The sequence below is a fragment of the Paraburkholderia flagellata genome (assembly GCF_021390645.1).
Taxonomy (GTDB): Bacteria; Pseudomonadota; Gammaproteobacteria; order Burkholderiales; family Burkholderiaceae; genus Paraburkholderia; species Paraburkholderia flagellata.
In genome coordinates this window covers 842,713-864,264 of sequence record NZ_JAJEJT010000004.1, presented here as the reverse complement: position 1 = coordinate 864,264, position 21,552 = coordinate 842,713, and the positions used below count along the sequence as shown (strand labels likewise).

19 protein-coding genes and 1 pseudogene are annotated in these 21,552 nt (G+C 61.8%); 13 read left to right on the top strand and 7 right to left on the bottom strand.

The window, feature by feature from the left end:
- Positions 1-12: 12 nt before the first annotated feature.
- From L0U83_RS34515 to L0U83_RS34505, 3 genes are read right to left on the bottom strand one after another with little or no spacing between them, the layout of a single operon-like run.
- Positions 13-807 carry an ABC transporter permease gene (locus L0U83_RS34515; protein WP_233888629.1) on the bottom strand — a complete coding sequence of 265 codons (795 nt, stop codon included), beginning with the start codon at positions 805-807 and terminating at the stop codon, positions 13-15.
- A gap of 12 nt (positions 808-819) precedes the next feature.
- Positions 820-1,680, bottom strand: a complete 861-nt coding sequence (locus L0U83_RS34510) for an ABC transporter permease (protein ID WP_233889161.1) — start codon at positions 1,678-1,680, stop codon at positions 820-822.
- A gap of 28 nt (positions 1,681-1,708) precedes the next feature.
- A complete protein-coding gene (locus L0U83_RS34505) occupies positions 1,709-2,809 on the bottom strand; it encodes an ABC transporter ATP-binding protein (RefSeq protein ID WP_233888628.1) in 1,101 nt (366 codons plus the stop codon).
- Between the two features lie 321 nt (positions 2,810-3,130).
- Between L0U83_RS34505 and L0U83_RS34500 the strand changes: the two genes are divergently transcribed.
- Positions 3,131-3,994 (top strand): IclR family transcriptional regulator, encoded by an 864-nt coding sequence (locus tag L0U83_RS34500; protein WP_233888627.1) that lies wholly within the window; start codon positions 3,131-3,133, stop codon positions 3,992-3,994.
- A 516-nt stretch (positions 3,995-4,510) separates the two neighbouring features.
- Positions 4,511-5,512, top strand: a complete 1,002-nt coding sequence (locus tag L0U83_RS34495) for a GNAT family N-acetyltransferase (RefSeq protein ID WP_233888626.1) — start codon at positions 4,511-4,513, stop codon at positions 5,510-5,512.
- Positions 5,513-5,552: 40 nt separating this feature from the next.
- Here the strand turns inward: L0U83_RS34495 and L0U83_RS34490 are convergent, their stop codons facing one another.
- Both L0U83_RS34490 and L0U83_RS34485 read right to left on the bottom strand, forming a co-directional pair.
- The gene (locus tag L0U83_RS34490) at positions 5,553-6,743 is read right to left on the bottom strand and encodes a glycosyltransferase family 4 protein (protein ID WP_233888625.1); all 1,191 of its coding nucleotides are present in this window, start codon (positions 6,741-6,743) and stop codon (positions 5,553-5,555) included.
- Between the two features lie 191 nt (positions 6,744-6,934).
- Positions 6,935-7,162, bottom strand: a complete 228-nt coding sequence (locus L0U83_RS34485) for a hypothetical protein (protein ID WP_233888624.1) — start codon at positions 7,160-7,162, stop codon at positions 6,935-6,937.
- A 320-nt stretch (positions 7,163-7,482) separates the two neighbouring features.
- On the opposite strand from L0U83_RS34485, the gene hpnJ reads away from it, so the two are divergent.
- The 11 genes and pseudogenes from hpnJ to L0U83_RS34430 all read left to right on the top strand — a co-directional run.
- The gene (hpnJ, locus tag L0U83_RS34480) at positions 7,483-8,904 is read left to right on the top strand and encodes a hopanoid biosynthesis associated radical SAM protein HpnJ (RefSeq protein WP_233888623.1); all 1,422 of its coding nucleotides are present in this window, start codon (positions 7,483-7,485) and stop codon (positions 8,902-8,904) included.
- Positions 8,904-10,169, top strand: a complete 1,266-nt coding sequence (gene hpnI / locus L0U83_RS34475) for a bacteriohopanetetrol glucosamine biosynthesis glycosyltransferase HpnI (RefSeq protein ID WP_373321170.1) — start codon at positions 8,904-8,906, stop codon at positions 10,167-10,169. Before hpnJ ends, hpnI begins: the two co-directional genes overlap by 1 nt.
- Before the next feature lie 58 nt (positions 10,170-10,227).
- On the top strand, positions 10,228-11,238 hold the full coding sequence (locus L0U83_RS34470) for a lysylphosphatidylglycerol synthase domain-containing protein (RefSeq protein ID WP_233888622.1): 1,011 nt from the start codon (positions 10,228-10,230) through the stop codon (positions 11,236-11,238).
- A gap of 269 nt (positions 11,239-11,507) precedes the next feature.
- Positions 11,508-12,011: a DUF3455 domain-containing protein gene (locus L0U83_RS34465; RefSeq protein ID WP_373321169.1), complete on the top strand. Its 504-nt coding sequence runs from the start codon at positions 11,508-11,510 to the stop codon at positions 12,009-12,011.
- 516 nt (positions 12,012-12,527) lie between these two features.
- Positions 12,528-13,022: a DUF3331 domain-containing protein gene (locus tag L0U83_RS34460; RefSeq protein ID WP_233888621.1), complete on the top strand. Its 495-nt coding sequence runs from the start codon at positions 12,528-12,530 to the stop codon at positions 13,020-13,022.
- A gap of 336 nt (positions 13,023-13,358) precedes the next feature.
- Positions 13,359-14,084, top strand: coding sequence for a response regulator transcription factor (locus L0U83_RS34455; protein ID WP_233888620.1), 726 nt, complete (start codon positions 13,359-13,361; stop codon positions 14,082-14,084).
- Between the two features lie 231 nt (positions 14,085-14,315).
- The gene (locus L0U83_RS34450) at positions 14,316-16,550 is read left to right on the top strand and encodes a PAS domain-containing protein (protein WP_233888619.1); all 2,235 of its coding nucleotides are present in this window, start codon (positions 14,316-14,318) and stop codon (positions 16,548-16,550) included.
- 144 nt (positions 16,551-16,694) lie between these two features.
- Positions 16,695-17,426 carry a response regulator transcription factor gene (locus tag L0U83_RS34445; RefSeq protein ID WP_233888618.1) on the top strand — a complete coding sequence of 244 codons (732 nt, stop codon included), beginning with the start codon at positions 16,695-16,697 and terminating at the stop codon, positions 17,424-17,426.
- Between the two features lie 144 nt (positions 17,427-17,570).
- Positions 17,571-17,930, top strand: coding sequence for a response regulator (locus L0U83_RS34440; protein WP_373321186.1), 360 nt, complete (start codon positions 17,571-17,573; stop codon positions 17,928-17,930).
- A 77-nt stretch (positions 17,931-18,007) separates the two neighbouring features.
- Positions 18,008-18,655: a response regulator transcription factor gene (locus L0U83_RS34435; RefSeq protein WP_233889155.1), complete on the top strand. Its 648-nt coding sequence runs from the start codon at positions 18,008-18,010 to the stop codon at positions 18,653-18,655.
- Between the two features lie 142 nt (positions 18,656-18,797).
- Positions 18,798-18,971 (top strand): annotated as a pseudogene (locus L0U83_RS34430) (alpha/beta hydrolase); the annotation flags it as partial.
- 40 nt (positions 18,972-19,011) lie between these two features.
- Here L0U83_RS34430 and L0U83_RS34425 read toward each other — a convergent pair.
- Together L0U83_RS34425 and L0U83_RS34420 are read right to left on the bottom strand one after the other, a co-directional pair.
- Positions 19,012-20,214: a cytochrome P450 gene (locus L0U83_RS34425; RefSeq protein ID WP_233888616.1), complete on the bottom strand. Its 1,203-nt coding sequence runs from the start codon at positions 20,212-20,214 to the stop codon at positions 19,012-19,014.
- A 225-nt stretch (positions 20,215-20,439) separates the two neighbouring features.
- Entirely contained in the window at positions 20,440-21,231 is a 792-nt protein-coding gene (locus L0U83_RS34420) for a response regulator (protein WP_233888615.1), read from the bottom strand.
- Between the last annotated feature and the right edge of the window lie 321 nt (positions 21,232-21,552).

Below are 21,552 nucleotides of genomic sequence, written 5' to 3'. Positions count from 1 at the left end.
GGCGGGCGGTGTTCAGTGCTGCCCGATCAGAATGCGGTTGAGCCCGTACACGCGGTCGAGCAGAAACATCGCACCAGCCGTGATGAAGATGACGAGCGCGGAAACGGAAGCCATCATCGGGTCGATCGATTCAGTCGCGTACATATACATGCGCACGGGCAGCGTGACGGTTTGCGGCGAGGTCACGAAGATCGACATCGTCAGTTCATCGAAGCTGTTGATGAATGCGAGCAGCCAGCCCCCCGTGATGCCGGGCACGATCATCGGCAGCGTGACGCGGCGGAACGTGGTCCACGCGTTCGCGCCGAGCGAGGCCGCCGCATGCTCGATGCTGCGGTCGAGGCCGCTGACCGAGGCGAGCACGAGCCGCATGACGAACGGCGTGATGATGATCATGTGCGCGAGGATCAGCCACGCGAACGAGCCGGTTGCGCCGATCATCGCGAAGAAGCGCAGCAGCGCGATGCCCAGCACGAGACCCGGAATCACGAGCGGCGAAAGCAGCAGCGCGTTGAGAAAGCCGCGGCCCGGAAAGCGCGCACGACCGATAGCGAGACCCGCGGGCAACGCGATGACGAGCGAGAGCGTGGCCGAAGCGAACGCGAGCTTGAGGCTGTTGAGGAACGCCGTGATGAAGTCGGGGTAGTCGAGAATCGCGCGGAACCAGCGCAGCGAAAGGCCGTGCGTGGGGAGCGTCAAGGTTTCGTCGGGCGTGAAGGCCACGAGAATGACGATGACGAGCGGCGCCAGCACGAACAGAATGACGAAGCTGTGGAACGTGAGGGCGAGCGGTCCGTTTTTGCGCATGATGTGTTTTCCTTAGCCCATGCTGCGCGCGTAGCGCCGTTCGAGCACGCGGTAGTAGGTGAGCATCACCACGAGATTGGCGACGAGCAGCAGCACGGCAATCGTCGCGCCGAGCGGCCAGTTCATCGAACTGAGGAACTGGTCGTACACGGCGGTGGCCGCCACTTTCAGACGCCGGCCGCCGAGCAGGCCAGGAATCGCGAAAGCGCTTGCCGAAAGACCGAACACCATGAGGCTGCCGGAGAGAATGCCGGGCATGAGTTGCGGCAGCACGATGCGGCGCATGGTGGTGAACGGCGAGGCCATCAGCGAGAGCGCCGCGTTCTCGGTTTGCGGATCGAGTCTTTGCAACGCGGTCCACACCGGTATCACCATGAATGGCAGCATCACGTGCACGAGCGCAATGACGATAGCGAAGGTCGTGTATTCGAGTTTGAAGGGCCCCGCGCCGAACAGGCCGAAGAACTGGTTCACGAGGCCGTTCATGTTGAGCAGCATGCTCCAGCCGAACGCACGCACCACCACGGAAACCAGTAGCGGCGCGAGGATCACGAGCAGGAACAGCGAGCGCCACGGGTCGCGCATACGCGAGAGGATGTACGCCTCGGGCGTGCCGATCACGACGCACAGCAGCGTGGTGAGCGCCGCAATGCCGAAGGTGCGCAGGAAGATGGTGTGAAAGTACGACGAGCCCAGCACTTCTACGTAGTTGTGCAGATCGAATGCGGCGATGGGGCCGCTCATCGGATCGAAGCGGTAGAACGTGAGTGCCAGGGTCATGGCGAGCGGCACGAGCACGAGCGCGGCGAACAGCAGCATCGCGGGCGCGCTCATGAGCCAGAGCGGCATGTAGGCCTGCCAGCCGGCGCGCATCGTGGCGCGCGGCGCGCGTTGTGAAGCGTCAAGCGTGCTGGACACGGGCGCCCTCCTTGTGGATGAAGCGAATCGCGTCGCTATGCCAGTCAATGCCCACCTGGTCGCCTTCGGCAAGCGGCTCCTTCCCCTCGTTCTGGCAGCACACCAGCATCTCCCCCGCACGGCTGTCCAGGCGGTAGAGCCACTGGCTGCCGAGGAAGAAGCGGCTCGTCACGCGTCCTGCAAGACGGCCCGAGCCGCTTGCGCACAGCTTGAGCTTTTCAGGGCGGATGCACAGCGTGATCGCGTCGCCCACACCCACCGCGCGGCCGCGCTCGGGCAGTTGCGCCGTCGACCCCGTTTCCGCGAGATCGTGGCCGAGATCCACGCGGATCGTGTCGCCCTCGCGCGCGACGATGCGGCCCGCGAGCATGTTGGCCTTGCCGATGAACTGCGAGACGAAGTCGTTCTCGGGCCGCTCATACGCGCGATAAGGCGTGTCGACCTGGGTGATGCGGCCGCTTTCCATCACGACCACGCGGTCGCTGATCGAGAGCGCCTCCGACTGATCGTGCGTGACCATCAGCGTGGTCGTGCCGATCTTGCGCTGGATGGCGCGCAGCTCGAACTGCATGTCTTCGCGCAGCTTGGCGTCGAGATTCGACATCGGTTCGTCGAGCAGGAGCACGGGCGGCGCGATCACAATGGCGCGCGCGATCGCCACACGCTGGCGCTGGCCGCCCGAAAGCTCGCGCGGAAAGCGGTGCGCGTAAGCGTCGAGGCGCACGAGCGCGAGCGCCTCGCGGATGCGATCCCTGCGCTCGGTTTTGTCCACGCCGCGCATTTCGAGGCCGAAGCTCACGTTCTGCTCCACGCTCATGTGCGGAAAGAGCGCATAGCTCTGGAACACGATGCCGAGGCCGCGCTTGTTCGGCGGCATATGCGTGATGTCACGACCGTCGAGCGTGATGCGTCCGCGCGTGGTCTCAACGAACCCGGCAATCATCTGCAGCGTCGTGGTTTTCCCGCAGCCCGAGGGGCCGAGCAGCGAGACGAACTCGCCTTTTTCCACCGACAAATTGACGCCGGTGACCGCCTGCAGGTCGCCGAACGATTTCGACACATCGGTCAGGGTGAGGAACGACATGGTTTGGCCTTCCAGTGCATGGGTTGCGCCGACACTCGCTGGGTGAATCGCGGTGCATGGCGTTGAGCCGACTGTAGCTAGCCAAATTTTGGGACGTCAATTTAAAATTCCATCGAGCGAGAGAAATCTGACTTATATTCCGTTTAATGGAATGTGGCGGCGCGCTAGCCTGTTGGCTATTTCATCCGATGAACTTCGGGAAATCCCTGAATCAGACGTCACAGACGAGGCACCGTCTGATGAGCCAACGATTCGGCCAGCACGCGCATTCGTACGAGCGTTCGGCGGATATTCCGCTGAATGGAATAAATTGAGGTCGATATGACGGCAGTGGAAGAGAAAAGTGGAACGCCAGCCGACGACGCACGCGGCGCGGGCGTGTTGCAGCGCGCATTCGCGGTGATCCGCGCCCTGGGCGCGAGCCAGGCGGAAGGTAGCCGCGTCACAGCGCTCGCCAAGACTGTGGGGCTGACGCAGGCCACCGTGCATCGGCTGCTGCAGGGGCTGATCGCCGAAGGTGTGGTCGAGCAGGACGAAGGCACCAAACGCTATCGGCTGAGCGTGGACTTCTTTGCGCTCGCCGCGCAGGCGGGCGATCCCAGCGGCATGCGCACGCTATGCCGGCCCGCGTTGCTGCGCCTGTGCGCAAGCCTTGGCGACACCATTTTCCTGCTCGTAAAGAGCAGTTTCGACGCGGTTTGCCTCGACATGTGCGAAGGTCCATTTCCGATCCGCTCGTTCACGGGCGATATCGGCGGGCGCGTGGCGCTCGGCGTGGGGCAGGGCAGTCTTGCCATTCTCGCGTTCCAGCCCGAAGCCGAACGCGAAGAAATCATTCGTTTCAACGTGCCACGCTTGCGCAGCTACGGTGTGCTGGACGAGGTGTATTTGCGCACGGAGATCGAGCGCGTGCGCAAGCTCGGCTACGCGGGGCGCAATACTGGCGTGCTGGAGGGCATGGCGGGCGTGGCCGTGCCGATTCTGGACCAGAACGGTTGCGCCGTCGGCGCACTGAGCGTGGGCACGCTGGCTGCGCGTCTCACTGAAGACCGGTTGCCCACGATCGTCGAACTGCTAAAACGGCAGGCCGAAATCATCGGGCCGCAAACGAACCCGTTCGACGTGGCGGTGCGCCGTCCCATGCACGGGCTCACGCGAGCGATGACGACGCAACCATTGGCTTGAGCGGCGACGGGTTGGGGGCGTCATGTCAGATGGATTCCTAACCAAATTAGTGAATCGCGAATCGTTCTCGTTAGGCGTTCGGCGTTCGGCGTTCGGCGCGCAAGCAGTTTGCAGGCTGACACAATGCTGCAATGCGAAATCGAGCAGTATGATCCGACGAAAATCGGCTAGGGGGATAACCCAACCGCATACGTCTTGGTTTTGGCGTAAACGGGCAGGGTGCTGTTCGTAGACTGGAGGCGATGTACGGATGGCAGTTCGCCGCCATGGGGCTTTGCGTTCCATCGCAGCGCGAGCAGGTGAACCCGGAAGCGAAAACAGAAGCGCTCGAAGCGCCGTCTTGCGCGTAGTCTCGCGAGACCCGGGAGGGATAAAACCACCTGCCGCGTGAACTGCCACATTGAGTACACGCCGTTGCCATGCCGACTAGAAGCGGTTGAGGAGCGTGGGCGCCGGGGGGGAGGTAGAGCGCGTGTGTCACCCGCGGCGCTTGCAGACAGAATATACCGGTGATTGATGACGACCATAAACGACCGGACGTTGCCCGTTTTCGAGGCACCGGCTGAGACAGTTGCGCCGGTGCCGGTACGCGCGGCGCCTTCGATCTTTCATGAGCGCTGGTGGCTCGATATCGCCACGCAAGGCAACTGGAAGCTTGCGGTGGTGAAGCAGAACGACGAGGTCATCGGCGAGATGCCGTACGCGATGCAGCGCACGCGACTGTGGCGTGTCTCGCACCTGCCGCCGCTCACGCGCACGCTCGGGCCGGTCATCAAGTCCGTGACCGGCAGCGAAGCCCGCCAACTGCATCATGAACTCGACGTCACCGGCAAGCTGATCGAACAGTTGCCCGATTGCGACAGTTTTTTCCAGGTGCTCGACCCGCGCATTGGCGATGCGCTTGCGTTCGCGCTGCATGGTTTTACGGTATCGGCGCGCTACACCTTCCGCATCGACCGCAATACCACGGCAGATGAAGCGTGGAAGCGTCTGAACAGCAAGACGCGCAACGTGATCCGCAGCGCGTCGCGTGAATTGACCATCGTGCCGGACCTCACGCCCAGCGAGTTCATCGCGTTCTACGAAGCGAATCTCGCGGCACGCTCTCGAACCAACGCCTACGGGGATGTGGTCATGCGCGAGCTCGTCAACGCATTCGTCCAGCGCAAGACCGGGATGCTGCTCGGCGCCTATGGGCAGGGTGGAAAACTCGTGGCGGCGATCGGCCTCGTTTGGGACCATCAGACGATGTATTACCTGCTTTCGTCGCGGGTGCAGGACGCGCACAGCGGATCGATCAGCCTGCTGCTGTGGAGCGGCATTGGCCGCGCGCTGGAGCGCAAGCTCACGTTCGACTTCGACGGCTTTTCGAGTCCGTCGACATTCAGTTTCCTCAACGGGTTCGGTGCGACGCTCACGCAGCGGCTAGGCGTCGAGCGCCACGGCACGGTGTATTTGCTGATGCGTACGCTCAAGCGGAAGTTCGCGCCCGGGCGGGTTTTCGCGCCCAATCTCTGAGCGGTGGCGCTCTAGGCGTTGTGGTGAACTGCGATGCGCGCTAAACGAGTTCGTGCTGCGCGGGGTCGCTTGCCTTGCGGGTCGTGACCTCGGCAAGCTCCAGCGCGCTCGATGCGAAGAGCAACGGCGTCCAGCGCCGGATCGTACTTTGCGCGCCGGCGGCAAAGCGCTCACGCAGCGCGGGCTCGCCGCCCAGCTCGCCGATACGTTGCGCGAGCGTCGAGACGTCGCGCGGTTCGACCACGAAACCGTTCACGCCGTCTATCACGACCTCGCCAGCCACGCCGCAGGTGCGCGTGACGATGGCAGGACACCCGGCCGCAAACGCTTCGTTCACGCACAATCCCCATTGATCGAATTCGCTCGCCAGTACGACGAATTCCGCGAGCGCATAAAGATTCGGCATTTCCTGATTAGCGAGTGAGTTGAGTATCGTCACATGCGGGGTAAGGCCGAACGAGGCGATGCGCGCGCGCAATTGCGCTTCGAGCGGTCCCTGACCCACCAGGACGAGGCCGATATTTTCGTTGTACACGCCGGATTTACGGTAGGCGTCGATCAGCACGTCGACGTTCTTGCGGGCGACGAAGCGGCTCACGCACAACACGTAGCGCTGCGGCAGTCCGAAGCGGGACCGCACGGCCTCGGGGTTATCGGTCGCGGCCTGCGCGAGATCCGAAAAATAATCGACATCGATCACGTCGAAGCCGATGCGCGAGCGTTCCTTCGGTATGCCAAGCGATTGCGCGTAACGGCGATGCTTCTCGCCCGCGACGAGCGCGCCGTCGAAGCGGCTCACGATGAAACGCTTGAGCCGCTCCTTCGTGCGCTGGCGCAGCCCGTCGTCGGCCTTCGAGTCCGACATGTAGATGAGCTTGAAGCGCCGCGTGAGATGTCTGAGGAAACAGAGCACCGCCGAATAGCCGGTGTTGTAGCCGAGCGTGATGACCACGTCAGGCATGAAGTTGCGTACCTTCGCGATGAGACGCGCAGTGTCGCGCGCGCCGAGGCCGTCGCTGTCTGCGCCGTTTTCGACCAACGTTTCCGCCATTCGCGGGCGGCTCGCAAAGAAGGCGGCGCGGCGTTCCTGCGGAAAGCCATACACGCCGGAGCGCGCGAAGACCTCGAGAAGCGCCACCTGGTGACCGCGACCGGAGGCCGCGCGAACGAGCGCCTCGTAGCGAGGGACGTGATAGTCGCCCAGGTTGCCGATGACGAAGAGGATGCGCATGGACAATGACGGCTCACGGTGGCGCTTGGTTGAGCAGGCAACGCACCGCGACGGTGCCTGGCCAGCATGAAATCCCGGACAGTCGTCCCGACCTGCCGGGCAGCGTTCGCTACGCCACGCCGCTCGCACATTCGCGGCGGGGACCCGCAGTCACGCCGTTTGGATCATCGTAACCCGATTGTGAGTCGTTTTTACGCAATGTCGGCGATCAGCGAAAACTTGTCCGATATGGCGGAGTCGATGCAAACCGAATGAAAACCTGCCGGACATTTTTTCCAGTCAATGCGCAGGGTGCGCACCAAAAATGGCACGCGGCTTGCATAGATCAGATCGTTACAAGCCGCTTCTGCATGGCAGAGCAGGGGTCGTGCCTGGATCGTAAGCCTGACGTGCAAACCTGGCTCGTAATCGATTGTCATCACAATTTCCGTCAATTGCGGCAATAAGATGAAAACTGTCACATCGATTTGTCACAATAGAGGTCTCGCATGTTTCAAGACATCAAAAAAAGGGAAAGCGCTTAAGGTCACCATCAGATTTTCAGCTTAGTATCGTAGAGTTGAGCTGGGGCCGTTATGCCTTCAATTCGATAACAAACATGTGAACCGGAATGCAAATCGAATGTTTTGTGTAATGTGTTTCGAGGAAATTGGGCGGCGCTGGACGCCGACCATGCAGGCCACGAGACGCACCAGGCTGCAAACCGGGTTTCACCACACTGCGCGGACAATCGAGGAATATGAAAACGCTGTTTCTGCAGGCCCCGTCGTATGACGGCTTCGACGGTGGCGCGGGCTCGCGCTACCAGGCAAAGCGCGAGATCCGCTCGTTCTGGTATCCCACCTGGCTTGCGCAGCCCGCGGCCCTCGTGCCCGGCAGCCGCGTGCTCGACGCGCCGGCCGACGGCATCGACGTGGAAGAAACGCTGAAGATCGCGATGGACTACGACCTCGTCATCATCCACACGAGCACGCCGTCGTTCCCGAGCGACGCGCTGTTTGCCGAGGATCTCAAGAAGCGCAAGCCGTCGCTGCTGGTCGGGATGGTCGGCGCGAAGGTGATGGTCGATCCGCACAACTCGCTCACGGCGACCGAAGCGATCGATTTCGTCTGCCGTGAAGAATTCGACTACACCTGCAAGGAAATCGCCGAAGGCAAGCCGTTCCCCGAGATCAAGGGCTTGAGCTGGCGCGCGAAGGACGGCTCGATCGAGCACAACGAAGCGCGTCCGATCCTCGAGAACATGGACGAGCTGCCGTTCGTCGCGCCGATCTACAAGCGCGACCTGAAGATCGACAACTACTTCATCGGCTATCTGAACTACCCGTACGTGTCGATCTACACGGGCCGCGGCTGCAAGTCGCGCTGCACGTTCTGCCTGTGGCCGCAGACGGTGAGCGGCCACCGCTACCGCACGCGCTCGGTGGAAAACGTGCTCGAGGAAGCGAAGTGGATCCGCGACAACATGCCGGAAGTCAAGGAACTCATGTTCGATGACGACACGTTCACCGACGACTTGCCGCGCGCTGAAGCGATCGCGATCGGCCTGGGCAAGCTCGGCATGACGTGGTCGTGCAACGCCAAGGCGAACGTGCCGTACAAGACGCTCAAGGTCATGAAGGAAAACGGCCTGCGCCTGTTGCTCGTGGGCTTCGAGTCGGGCGACGACCAGATTCTCGTGAACATCAAGAAGGGTGTGCGCACGGACTTCGCGCGCCGCTTCAGCGCCGACTGCAAGACGCTCGGCATCAAGATTCACGGCACCTTCATTCTGGGGCTGCCGGGCGAGACGCAGGACACGATCAAGAAGACGATCGAGTACGCGAAGGAAATCAATCCGCACACGATTCAGGTGTCGCTTGCCGCGCCGTATCCGGGCACGACGCTCTACAAGCAGGCTGTGGAAAACGGCTGGATGGAAGAGAACAAGACGATCAACCTGGTGAGCAAGGAAGGTGTGCAGCTCGCGGCGATCGGGTATCCCAACCTGCCGCGCGAGGAGATCTATCACCACCTCGAGCAGTTTTACCGCCAGTTCTACTTCCGGCCGTCGAAGATCTGGGAGATCGTGCGCGAGATGCTCACGAGCTGGGACATGATGAAGCGGCGTCTGCGCGAAGGCGTGGAGTTCTTCCGCTTCCTGCGCGCGCACGAGGCATGATGGAACGCACGCACGCGACGGGGCGAACCGGCGCCATCGTTGCGATGGCCGTGACGGCGCTTGCCGTCGCTTCTGCGGCAATTGAAGTCATGCGCGCTGAACTGCCCGGGTTTTCGCATCTGCTATTCGACTCGCTAGCAGTGCTACTCGGTCTTTGCGCCGTGGTCGGCATTATCTATACCTGCACGGCCAGCGCGCTCGTCGGCCGTTTCTTCGCGCGTGAGGTGGCAACGCCGCGGCACTTTCCGGCAATCACGCTCGCCAAGCCGCTGCACGGCGACGAATGGCACCTCGAGGAGCACCTCGCCAGCTTCTTCGAGCAGGACTATCCTGGACAAGTCCAGTATCTCTTCGGCGTTCACGATGCGCGTGATGAAGCCCTCAACGCCATCGAACGGCTACGCGTGCGTTATCCCGCTGCACACATCACGGTCGTCGCCGATTCGCGCCTTTATGGTCCCAACCGCAAGATCGCGAATCTCGTGAACATGCTAGAAAAGGCCGAGCACGACGTGCTGTGCTTTGCCGATAGCGACGTGCTCGTCGAGAAAAACTATCTGCGCCAGGTGGTCGGCGCGCTACAGCAACCAGGCGTCGGTCTGGTGAGCGCGGTGTATCGCGGCCTGTGCGCCCCCGGATTCTGGCCGCGTGTTGCGTCGGCCTTGACCAACTATCATTTCCTGCCCGGCGTCGTGACCGGGCTCGCTATCGGGCGCGCGCGGCCGTGTTTCGGCCAGTCCATCGCCATGACGCGTGAAATGCTCGAACGCATTGGCGGTCTTGCGCAATTCGCGCATCATCTCGCCGAAGATCATGCGATTGGTGAAGCCGTGCGCCGCGCCGGCGCGGAAGTTTCCATTCCGCCCATTCTCGTGCGGCACGCGTGCGTGGAGAATACGTTCGCACAACTCTTTGCGCACGAATTGCGCTGGAGCCGCACCGTGCGCGCGGCGGACCGCTCGGGGCATCTGGGCGCCGTGCTGATGCATCCGTTCGCGCTCGCGATGCTGGCTGTGGCGTTGTCCGGCGGCGCGGCGCCGGCGTGGATACTGGCCGCCGTGGCGCTCTGCGCGCGGGCGTGGCTGATCTGGAGGACCGATCGCGCGACCGCCGACGAGTCCAGCGGACTGTTATGCTTACCCCTTTGGGAAATGGTCCAGTTCGCGATCTATGTCGCGAGTTTTTGTTCGTCTGGCGTCGTTTGGCGCGGCACGCGCTTTCGCGTCGACAGGAATGGCATGCTTTCGCCAGTCCACGAGACCTGAGCGTCACAGTTGATGGGGGCACAATGAGACGGGAGCAAGCACTAGAGAGCACCCGCAGATGAAGCACATGGGACGTATCGCCGCCCTGGCTGGTCTCGCGATCGCCGTGTGGCTTGTATGGCGCGAACATCCTGCGGCAGTGTTGCAACTGTTGCGCGGCGCGGGCATGGGCCTCGTGCTGGCGGCCGTCGTGCATATCCTGCCGATGTGCGCGAATGCCTGGGACTGGCGCAGCCTGATTCGCGCGGCGCAGCGTCCGTCGTTCGCGGCGATGCTCAAACTCGTATGGATTCGCGAGTCGATCAACGGCTTGCTGCCCGTTGCACGTGTGGGCGGCGAACTCGTTTCGTTCCGCCTGCTTGGCCGTGCGGGCGTGCGGCCGGCCACGGCGGTCGCGAGCCTCATCGCCGACATGCAACTCACGCTGATCAGCCAGGTTCTCTTTGCGTTGGTCGCCGCCGGCTATCTGCTCGAACATTCCTCCTCCGATACCGCGCGGTTCGTGGGGCGTCTCGCATGGGGTCTCGCGGGGTTCATACCGCTGCTCGTGCTCTTTGCGCTCGTGCAGCACGCGCGGCCGTTCGAGCGTGCTGCACGCACGCTCAATCGCGTCACGAGCGGCAAGGTCGTGGATCTCGTGGGCAAATCCGTGCGCGTCGATTTATCGCTCAAGCTGATCTGGCGGCAGACCGGCGTGGTCGTGCGTTACGTGCTCATCTGGCAGACGCTTCAATGCCTCGGCTACGCGCTCGAGATCTGGATCGCGTTGCGTGTGCTCGGCACGGATGCGACCTTCATGCAGGCGTTCGTGATCGAAGCCCTGATCCAGATGTTGAGCAGCATCGCGTTTCTTGTCCCGGCCGGCCTTGGCGTGCAAGAGGGCGGTTTCGTCGTGATAGGCGGACTGCTCGGGTTCGACGCGCCCACTTGCCTCGCACTCGCGGGCGCAAGGCGCGTGCGCGACCTGCTGTTCTATTTGCCCGGGCTGCTTGCCTGGCAGGCCGCCGAATATGGCTGGCCGTCAAAGCGCCGCACAGAGGGCACGGCCACGCGCGCCCGCACGGAATAATCCCGCTAGTGAACACCCAATGACGCAAGACTTGCCCGGCGCATCCAATGACTCATTTGGCGCCAGGCAACGGTGTAAGGCCGTCGAATTCGGCGTGCGCAGGGCAGGCGCCGCTCAGTGCGCTTCGTACACGGTCGGCTTGCTGGTGACCGACTGAACACCGCGCACCTTTGCCGATAGACTGCTAAAAATGGAATAGATTTTCGCCCCGGTTGTTTTGGAAGAGCGGACCGAACTGGATCGACCGCGTAGCCTAAAGGAGCTTCTCCATGAAACACCTCTCACGCGGGAAGCAGATTGCAATTGGGGCAGCGCTGATTTCGATAATGAGCGCAGTGCACGCGCAAGCGGATTCGCTCGATATTCCGGGCGCACAGCCGTTTCTGTCCACGACTGCAGCGGGCGTGCAGATCTACGCCTGTGAGTACGGTGCGGATCACACGCTCGGCTGGGTCTTCCAGCACCCGCGCGCGACGCTATACGACGCGCACGGCGCGGCGGTGATCGAGCATTCTGCCGGACCCTCCTGGCAAGCGCGCGACGGCAGCCGCATCGAGGGCAAAGTCGTCGCGCAAAAGCCAAGCGATACGCCGGGTAGCGTGCCGCAGCTTCTGCTCCAGACGCACTCCACCGGAGCGCAGGGCGTGCTCGAATCCGTGCGCTACGTGCAGCGGGTCATGACGGTTGGCGGCGTAAAGCCGGCTGCGCCGTGCACAGTCGAGCACGAGTCGGGTAGTTCGCCTTATATCGCGACTTACGTCTTTTATAAGTAGGAAGACAGATCAAAGAGCCGCCTCATCTGGAATGGTGATCGGTTAATTAATTTGGCATGCTGAATTAAAATATTCAGGCTGTCATTATCATCGAATTCATCAACCGCCGCGTCGTTCGCGTTCGCCGGGCTGCAGGCGGCCGTCAATGCAGGCGAATGCCTGCGCGTCGTTGGCAATCATGCGACTGAGTCCTCGTGCTGCGGGGCGGGCGGCGCCGTGGGCGCTGCGCCGCTGAACATGGTGCCGACCGATGAATGTATACCAAGGTATAGGGTCGCCATCCAAAAGCGTCAATCAGTCTATGCGCGGGAAGAATACCGGCTTGCCGCACTTCTCCTTAAGCTTCGGTCATTCGAAATATGTGGACGCAATACAAAGGCGTTCCGGCTTCGGAAGATGGGGCACGCGTGACATTCACGCTCATCCAGAATATGGGAGGTAGCCGTGGTGAGATTGGATTCGTTGCGGTCGACATACGCGGGAGCCGCACTCGATGGCGGCGGCCCTGGCGAAAGCATGCGCCTCGCGCAGCCACGTGGTGTCAATGACGCCAACGACGAAACACACGCGCCGCGCGATTGCGTGGAAGTCTCAGCGCCGGACTGCTCGCGGAATGCGTGGGCGCACGTGGTCTCGGGCCTGCTTGCCTCGCCGGCTTCGAGGACGAGCGTTGCGCGCCGCGTGAGCGCGACGCACACGCGAAGCGACCTCCGGCCCGCGGATGACAAGGCATACGGAAACTGCACGGTCACGATCGAAGAGCGACTGGCCAATTCTTCGTTCACGCTCTCGTGGAGCGACCCGACGCGCTGCAGCTACCGTGAACAGGTCTGGAAGCGGGCAATCGCCAGAAAGTCGGGCATCTGCGTACTTTCCGGAGCGACGATCAAGCGAGGCGATGCCGTTTTTCGGCCGTTAGCGCGGCGCTACAAGATCCCTTTGAATTCGGGGGCGATGATACTGGCCGTGTCGCTTGAGCAGTGGGGCGCTCACACGGCCGACCCCGAATAGCCAGGCATGGCGCCACAAAAACATTAGAACCCGGCGCGTAAGATTCATTATTTGGGATTTCTCCTTCCCTTCAGTATTTCCCGCGAAACGATCGGGCTGCATCGGCGCGGCCGGACTCCCCAATACCAAAGTACTACAGCCTCGCATGAACGCGCGATGTAAGCTTCAGGCTTGGCGTTGCAGCGATTGCGCCACGTGGTGGCTGCCGGCCCCGCGGCTGGCGCTTCAAAGGGCGACGTTTCAGCTGGTGAGTCAGGCATCGGCGTCCCATGGGTCCCGGGAGGTGTGTGTGATGGTTCAATTCGCACAACGTAATACTGCAGAACACTATCGTAGATGCTAAACACTGTGACCGACCGGTCGGCTGCCCCTCACGTCAACACCCCTGCCGGAGTCGTCTATATCGTGGACGACGACGATTCGGTGCGCGACGCACTCGCGAGCCTGCTGCGCTCGATTGACCTGGAAGCCCATGCCTTTCACTCCGCCGAAGCGTTCCTGGCGGCGCCCAAGAGCCCGGGGCCATCGTGTCTCGTGCTTGACGTCCGCTTGCGCGGTCAAAGCGGCCTGGCGCTGCAGAAGTCACTCCTGACGCAGGAACGGCAGGAACGCGCGCCCATGCCGGTCGTTTTCATGACGGGCTACGGCGATATCGCCATGACTGTCGAAGCGATGAAGGCGGGTGCAATCGACTTCCTCACCAAGCCCTTTCGCGATCAGGACATGATCGACGCCGTGGTCGCCGCGTTGCAGCGCGACGCGCAACGTATCGAAGCGGACAACTCGCTCGTGCAAGCGCGCGAGCGCTGGGACGCGCTGACGCCGCGCGAGCGGGAGGTGTTGCTCAACGTCGCGGCGGGGTTGATGAACAAGCAGATCGCTTCGAGAATGGGCATAGCGGAGGTCACGGTCAAGATCCACCGGGGCCAGGCCATGCGCAAAATGAATGTGCGCTCCGTGGCCGACCTGGTACGCCAAACCGTCGTGCTCGGGGTCGAGCCGTCGGGGCAGTCAGCTAACACGACGGTTCAGGGTCCCTCAACCTTTTGGATGCGTTCATAGCAGTACGTTGCGGACCTGACGCTGAGTTGGGTGGCGCGGCATCGGACCGATGCGTACGCAACGAAATTCCGCGGCTTTTCAGAAACAGGCGCTGTTGCGACGCCTGTTTTCGCATGCAATAATCCCAAAATTCCTTGGTCAGACCGGACAACCCACGGAAAACATACCTGAGCGCGGGCTTTTTGCGCATGTTTGAAACTCTGACGCCTGCTCGCAAATATCAGAATAATGATGGGATTGGCCATTGATCCCGGCCTCGTGCTGGATGCGCTGTCTGTTATTGCATGGACTGCGTTGCCCGACGGACGGGTCGACTTCGTCAACCGAAAATGGTCCGAATACACGGGCCTTGGCCTCGCGGCGTCTTCCGGCTCGCAGTGGCAGGACACGGTAGACCCCGGCGACCTGCCAGAACTGCTTGGGCGCCACCACGCCATTCTCGCTTCCGGGGAGCCTGGAGCAATCGCGGCGCGTCTGCGTCGCTTCGACGGCCAGCATCGCTGGTTCGATATTCAAATCAGTCCGATCCGCGACGCCGAAGGCCAGATCGTTCGCTGGTGCGGGACGTGCAACGATATCGACGACTTGCGGCACGCTCAGGAAGCGCTCGATCGGCAGGCGCTCGACCTGCAATTGATTGTCGAGTGTATTCCGGTGCCTGTCACGGTGACGTCGCCGACTGGCGAAGTCGAAGGTCAAAATCAGCTCACGCTCGATTATTTCGGAAAGTCATCCGAGGAACTCAAAGCCTGGCGCAGTCACGACATCGTGCATCCGGACGATCTCGACGCGGCGATTGCGGCGCAGGAAGCCTCGCTTGCGAGCGGCAAGACGTACAACGTCGAAAGCCGCCATCGGCGCGCAGACGGCGTTTACCGCTGGGTCAACGTGCGTGGATTTCCGCTGCGCGATCGCGCCGGCAGCATTCTGCGTTGGTTTCTCCTGTGCATCGATATCGAAGACAGGAAGCGAGCCGAGATCACGCTTGCGGAGAGCGAGCGCCACCTCAACGAAACGATCAACGCGCTGCCCGCGCTCATCTGGTCAGCGCGCCCGGATGGGACGGGCGAATTCTATAACCAGTACTACCTGGATTATCTCGGGCGAACGCTCTCGCAGGTGAAGGACCACGAGTGGACCAAGGCAGTGCATCCCGATGACCTTCCGGGGCTCATGGGCGCCTGGACCAACATTATGGCAAGCCGCATGCCGGGCGCAGCGGAAGCGCGCATGCAGCGCTACGACGGCCAGTACCGATGGTTTCTGTTTCGCACGAGCCCGTTGCGGGACCAGGATGGAAACGTCGTCAAATGGTATGGCATCAACATCGACATCGACGATCGCAAGCGCACAGAGGAAGAATTGCGGCGCAGCGAGGCCTTCCTCGCCGAAGGTCAGGCGCTGGCCAGAATGGGCAACTTTACGTGGGATGCCGATACGGATGAGATCGCCTGGTCGGAGCAGATTTACCACATCTTCGAGTTCGAGCCGGGCACGCCCGTTACGCTAGAGCGTATCGCCGAGCGAGCGCACCCGGAGGACATGGGGTTCATCGCGCAGTTCATCGAGCAGGGGCGGCGCGGCGAAAGCGATATCGAATGCCAGCACCGGCTATTGATGCCGGACCAGCGCATCAAGCATCTGCATCTGATCGCGCACCGCGTGACGGACCTGCCGGGCCGCAAGGAATATAGCGGCACGACGCTCGATATCAGCCAGCGCCGCAGTTCGGAAGAGGCGCTCGACAAGGCACGCGCGGAACTTTCGCATGTCGCGAGAGTGATGAGCCTTGGCGCGTTGACGGCTTCGATTGCCCATGAAGTCAATCAGCCGCTCGCGGGTATCGTGACCAACGCGAGCACCTGCCTGCGCATGCTGGCGGCCGTGCCCCCCAATATTGAAGGCGCGCAGGAAACGGCGCGGCGCACGATCCGCGACGGCAACCGCGCCGCCGACGTCATCACGCGGCTACGCGCGCTCTTCACCAGGCGCAGCGTCACGATCGAACCGGTCGATCTCGCTCACACTGCGCGGGACATCATCGCCCTCATGCAGGGCGATCTCGACCGCGCGCGCGTCATCATGCGCATGGAGTTCGCAGAGGGCCTGCCTTTCGCGGGCTGCGACCGCGTGCAGGTGCAGCAGGTCATCATGAACTTGTTGCGCAACGCGGCGGATGCCATGCGCACGGTGGACGACCGGCCCCGGCGCGTGACGGTGAAGACCGAATCCGAGTCGGACGAAGTGATCCGCTTGACCGTGCGGGACTCGGGAATCGGCTTTGACCCGCAAGACGCGCAACGGCTTTTCGATGCCTTTTATACGACGAGGCAAGACGGCATGGGCATTGGTCTCGCGATTAGCCGATCGATCATCGAGAGCCAGAACGGGCGTCTCTGGGCGGAGATCCCAACGGACGGTCCCGGCGCGATCTTCTCGTTCTCGCTTCCCGTCTATGGAGCGTGACTGACGCTTACGCGCCCTCCAGCGGCGCGTATACATACCTCCGTATGATGGACGCGCGCGATGGGATCGGGCATCGTGCGGTGTTTGCTCCAACGCATCTGACGCCCTCACGCATATTGGCGGCGGATATTAGCGAGGTAGGCCATGCAAAGACCTGGCGAAACTCAACGACAGATGTCCGCGAGCGTCTCGCAGGCGCTTCCTGTTGTGTTCGTGGTGGACGACGACGTGTCCGTGCGCGAATCGCTGGAATTGCTCATTCGCAGCGCCGGATGGCAGCCGCAGGTGTTCGGCTCCGCGCAGCCATTTCTCGCTCACCCTCGCGTTTGCGGGCCAAGTTGCCTGCTGCTCGATGTGTCGCTTCCGGATCTGCACGGTCTGGACTTGCAGCGCCAAATCGTGGCCGACCGTGCCGACATGCCGATCATTTTCATTACCGGCTACCCCGATGTACCTGTGACGGTGCGGGCCATGAAAGCCGGCGCCATTGAATTCTTCACCAAGCCATTCAATGGCGAAGCGTTGGTGGACGCTATTCGCGAAGGCATCGAGCGCAGCCGCGAGGCGATCGACACGGAGAGCGAACTCCGCGTGCTCCAGGCGCGCTATGCCGCGCTCACCCCGCGCGAACGGGAAGTGATGACGCTCGTGGTGTGCGGCTTGCTCAACAAGCAGGTGGCGGCGGAGCTTGGCATCAGCGAGATCACGGTAAAGGGGCATCGCGGCAGACTGATGGAGAAAATGGAGGCGGGATCCTTGCCTGAACTCGTGATCATGGCCGCGAAGGTTTGCCCGCAGGCCCAGGCTGCGTGGCAGCCCGGCGGTGCGCGCGCAAGAGGCCGCCGCTCGGCGTTAGCCGGTTCACAGCGGCTTTGATGCGGTGCGTGGCGAGTTTGCGCCGTCCTTGCGGACAGGTTATTTTATTCGAGTGATACCAAGGTATCGTAGATTCTCCACCCGGCATGGTGCATCCTCAAGGAGCGGGGTAGTGGTCTCAACGAGACTTGATTGCGGGCAATCATGCTGGTAACGTTGGTCGATGATGACGAAGCAGTGCGGGAATCGCTTCCAGATCTGGTGAGAGTGTTCGGATATGCCGTGAGCGTGTTCTCGTCTGCCGAGGCTTTTCTCGCGTCCGAAGTTGTCGATCAAACCCAGTGTCTGATCCTCGACATCAATATGCCGGGTATGGGCGGGATGGGGCTTTTTCGTGAGTTGAAGCGTCTTGGCAAGAACGTGCCGGTCGTTTTCATTACCGCTCACAAAGACGCCGCCGTTCGCGATCGCCTGATCGCGCAGGGTGCATGCGATTGCCTGTTCAAACCCTTTAGCGATACGGCACTTCTCGCGGCGCTCAAGGTTGCGCTGCGCGAGAACTGAGAGCGTTTCAGTGCTTCGGGGCGATAAAGAGGAACAACGTGCCTCAAAGTAACGCAGGTGGAGCAGGTCAGGGCGTCATGCCGTCGAGCGGTTCGCGTGCCGAGCCCATTGTCTTTGTTATCGACGACGACATTTCCGTGCGCGAATCGCTGGAGTTATTGCTGCGCAGTGCAGGCCTGCACGCGCAGATATTCGCTTGCGCCGAAGATTTTCTTGCTCATCCGCGCGTTTTCGCGCCCACCTGTCTGGTTCTGGACGTATCGCTTCCGCAGGTGAACGGCCTGGAACTGCAGCAGCGCATTGCCGCCGACCGGCCCGATATGCCGATCATCTTCATCACCGGTCACGGGGACGTGCCCATGACCGTGAAAGCGATGAAAGCCGGTGCAGTCGAATTCCTGACCAAGCCTTTCAACGACGAGACGTTGCTCGAGGCCATTCACGACGCCGTCGAGCGAAGCCGTGACGCCCTCGAAAGCCACATGGCGTTGCGCGCGCTTCACGACAGCTATGCGACGCTCACACCGCGCGAGCGGGAAGTCATAGCGCTCGTGGTTTCGGGATTGCTGAACAAGCAGATAGGCGGCGAACTCGGCATCAGCGAAATTACCGTGAAGATGCACCGCGGTAAGGTTATGCAGAAGATGAGCGCCGATTCGCTGCCGGAGCTTGTCAATATGGCGACGAAGCTACGTTTGTCGCCGCAGCGCGATCGCAAGCGCTAGCTATCAGGCGCGCAGAGTGCGTAAACCAATCGCTGTATCGTGCTGTCTTGCTCAGCAATGGTACCCTTTCGCGTCTCTTGACTCCCTCACTTCGCGCCTCGCTGCTTGAGTTCCCATGCCAATTATTTTCGATAACGAAATAATCGTAATGGAAAGGAATGCCAACGGCGCGCCACATGCGCGGCCGGCGGCTTATGCCGGACAGTTCACGGGCAAATACCTGCATCGCGACATCAGCGGCGGTATTGGCCACAATCTGCCGCAAGATGCACCCAGAGCGTTCGCGGATACCATGCTGCAAGTCCAGCATCTGTAGCGACCCTTGAAGCGCTATAGTCCGCGGTGAGCGCTCGACGTCAACGCGTGCGCACGCGCAGGGACGTCACGCCGCGCAGGTTATTGCGACGATGCCAGACCAGTCCGTCCAGATCCACAGGGCGGATCTCGGGGAAACGGGCAAGCAGGGAGCGCATCGCGACATCCAGCTCAAGTACTGCGAGCCGCGCGCCCAGACAGTAGTGAATGCCCGCGCCGAACGCGACCGAAGGCGTGCTCGCATTGCGCGCGAAGTCCAGCGTATCGGGCGCGGGGAATGCGGCCGGATCGCGGTTGGCCGACCCGATCAACATGAACACGACGGAGCCGCGCGCGAGCGAGGCGGGTCCATGCGTGATGTCTTCGAGCGCGGTGCGCACGAGCATTTGCACCGCGCCGTCATAACGCATGCACTCCGCGATCGCCCGCGGCAACAGCTTCGGGTTGAGCTTTAGCGCCTCCATTTGCTGCGGATGGCGAAAGAGCGCGATCATCATATTGCCGATCATGTTCGACGTCGTTTCGTGCCCGGCAATGAATAGCAGGACGGCATTCGAAACGACTTCTTCATCCGTGAGCCGCGAACCTTCGTCTTCCACGCAGAGCATGGCGGAGACCAGATCGTCGCCGGGTTGTGCGCGACGCTGCTCGATCACGCCGTGAAAGTAACGTTCGAGCGTGAGCGCGGCTTCGTCGGCCGCGCGCAGGCCGTTTTCGTCGAGCGGTGCGAGATCGAATGCCGCGACGAGCTGGCCTGCCGCGCCGCCCAGTGCGCTCGCGTGCGCAACGGGTACGTCGAGCAGCCGGCAGATGATCTGCACCGGCAACGGGAATGCGTAGTCGCTGACCAGATCGAACTCGGCGCGCGAGGCCACGCGTTCGAGCAATTCATGCGTGGTCGCCTCGATAATCGAAGTCAGCTTCTCGATGCTTCGGGCGTTGAACGTCTTCATCAACAAAGCACGCAATCGTGTATGCGCGGGCGGATTCATCATCAGCAAGGTACGGCTCAGCGACTGAAACACCGGTTGTGCCGTCGCCTCATCGCCATAGCGAGCGGCCACGCTTTGCAGATAGGTCTTGCCCATGCGCGGGTCGCGCAGCAGGGCGTCGATGATCTCGAAGCGCCCCGTCACGAAGGCTTTGGGCCCAACCTGCAAGATCGGCCCTGCTGCGCGAATCTTTTCGTACAGGGGATAAGGATTGGTGAAGAAGGCGGGCGAGGAGAAGTCGGAGAATTGCATAGGTGTGAGCGGTGGGTTTCTCTTCGAGCGTCTTGACGAGGGTGTGGAGCGTGCGTTTGGCCAGGCGGTTTTGAATCGCCGTTGCACGCAGGGATTAGAAGCCGCGCATGTGTCGGGCATGTTTCCGTATTCGGGCGGTTTGTAAGCCGTTGTTTCGTGGCGCAAGCTCGATACATTGCGCTACAAATTGGCTCGTGTCCAGGCCACGTCGAGAGGCCGGGGCGGCTAAAAACAGAGCGCCTCGCTTTCTACGCGGGCGCGACTGCCCGGCGCGGTTTCGCGCGCGTCGTGGTGAACCGTCACTGGCGTGGAAAGAACATAGCCCTCGTTGCGCAGAGTCTTGATGTAACGGGCCGCGCGTGCCGTGTCGTTCAATTTTTGCCTGAGCCGGCTCACCAGCAAATCGATCGAGCGGTCGAACGGGTCGGCGTTGCGCCGCTGCGTGAGGTTGAGCAACTGGTCGCGCGTCAATACGCGTTGCGCGTGGTCGAGAAACACGCGCAGCAAGCGATATTCGGCGCCGCTGAGCGCGACGACCGTGTCGTCGGATTCGAGCAGATGGCGCGCGGTGGTGTCGAGGCGCCAGTCCCCGAAGCCGAGGACCGGCGTATCGTCCACGGGCTGCAGGTCGGGTGGCAGCATGCGCGTGCGGCGCAGCACCGCCCGGATGCGGGCGAGCAGTTCGCGGGCCTGAAATGGCTTGGCCATATAGTCGTCCGCACCCATTTCGAGCCCGACGATGCGGTCGGTGACATCACAGCGGGCCGTGAGCATGACGACGGGCAGCGCGCGATGGCGACTTTCGCGCAACCCGCGGTAGAGCGCGAGACCGTCTTCGCCAGGCAGAATCAGGTCGAGCAGGACGAGGTCGGGTGTATGTCTTCCCAGATACTCATGCATTTCCCTTCCGTTGCACGCGGTCGTGACCTGCATGCCGTTTCGCTGGAGATAACCGGCAACCAGTTCGCGTATGCCGCGGTCGTCGTCGACAACCAGTATGTGATCGATTTTTTCCATGATCGTCATAAACGGGACGGCGGAGCATTTCTACCGCTGCCAGCAGAGTAACCGGATGCAGACGATCAGACCATTCCATTCTGGATTGAGCCGACAGATGTTTACGGATAGGTAGCCACATACCTTCGTATATGGATATTCCGCCGTAATGAAAAACATAACCGGGTGGGCTGTGTTTATTTACGGCTTACGAAAGATTACATAGCCGACATACGCGAGATACATTGCCTGCCTTTAATGGGGTGCGACTTTCCGGAAACGATCGTCAGCGTGAAAGCCACGCGTTGCCGTGTCGCCGCGTCAATTTGACTATCCCTTATG

Bases quoted from the DNA above. Each gene is read 5' to 3' on its own strand.
- L0U83_RS34445 (WP_233888618.1), top strand. From the start codon at position 16,695: ATGCAAAGACCTGGCGAAACTCAACGACAGATGTCCGCGAGCGTCTCG.
- L0U83_RS34440 (WP_373321186.1), top strand. From the start codon at position 17,571: ATGCTGGTAACGTTGGTCGATGATGACGAAGCAGTGCGGGAATCGCTT.
- L0U83_RS34465 (WP_373321169.1), top strand. From the start codon at position 11,508: ATGAAACACCTCTCACGCGGGAAGCAGATTGCAATTGGGGCAGCGCTG.
- L0U83_RS34425 (WP_233888616.1), bottom strand. From the start codon at position 20,214: ATGCAATTCTCCGACTTCTCCTCGCCCGCCTTCTTCACCAATCCTTAT.
- L0U83_RS34460 (WP_233888621.1), top strand. From the start codon at position 12,528: ATGCGCCTCGCGCAGCCACGTGGTGTCAATGACGCCAACGACGAAACA.
- L0U83_RS34505 (WP_233888628.1), bottom strand. From the start codon at position 2,809: ATGTCGTTCCTCACCCTGACCGATGTGTCGAAATCGTTCGGCGACCTG.
- hpnJ (WP_233888623.1), top strand. From the start codon at position 7,483: ATGAAAACGCTGTTTCTGCAGGCCCCGTCGTATGACGGCTTCGACGGT.
- L0U83_RS34495 (WP_233888626.1), top strand. From the start codon at position 4,511: ATGACGACCATAAACGACCGGACGTTGCCCGTTTTCGAGGCACCGGCT.
- L0U83_RS34485 (WP_233888624.1), bottom strand. From the start codon at position 7,162: ATGACAATCGATTACGAGCCAGGTTTGCACGTCAGGCTTACGATCCAG.
- L0U83_RS34450 (WP_233888619.1), top strand. From the start codon at position 14,316: ATGGGATTGGCCATTGATCCCGGCCTCGTGCTGGATGCGCTGTCTGTT.
- L0U83_RS34470 (WP_233888622.1), top strand. From the start codon at position 10,228: ATGAAGCACATGGGACGTATCGCCGCCCTGGCTGGTCTCGCGATCGCC.
- L0U83_RS34420 (WP_233888615.1), bottom strand. From the start codon at position 21,231: ATGGAAAAAATCGATCACATACTGGTTGTCGACGACGACCGCGGCATA.
- L0U83_RS34435 (WP_233889155.1), top strand. From the start codon at position 18,008: ATGCCGTCGAGCGGTTCGCGTGCCGAGCCCATTGTCTTTGTTATCGAC.
- L0U83_RS34490 (WP_233888625.1), bottom strand. From the start codon at position 6,743: ATGCGCATCCTCTTCGTCATCGGCAACCTGGGCGACTATCACGTCCCT.
- L0U83_RS34500 (WP_233888627.1), top strand. From the start codon at position 3,131: ATGACGGCAGTGGAAGAGAAAAGTGGAACGCCAGCCGACGACGCACGC.
- L0U83_RS34510 (WP_233889161.1), bottom strand. From the start codon at position 1,680: ATGCGCGCCGGCTGGCAGGCCTACATGCCGCTCTGGCTCATGAGCGCG.
- L0U83_RS34455 (WP_233888620.1), top strand. From the start codon at position 13,359: ATGCTAAACACTGTGACCGACCGGTCGGCTGCCCCTCACGTCAACACC.
- hpnI (WP_373321170.1), top strand. From the start codon at position 8,904: ATGGAACGCACGCACGCGACGGGGCGAACCGGCGCCATCGTTGCGATG.
- L0U83_RS34515 (WP_233888629.1), bottom strand. From the start codon at position 807: ATGCGCAAAAACGGACCGCTCGCCCTCACGTTCCACAGCTTCGTCATT.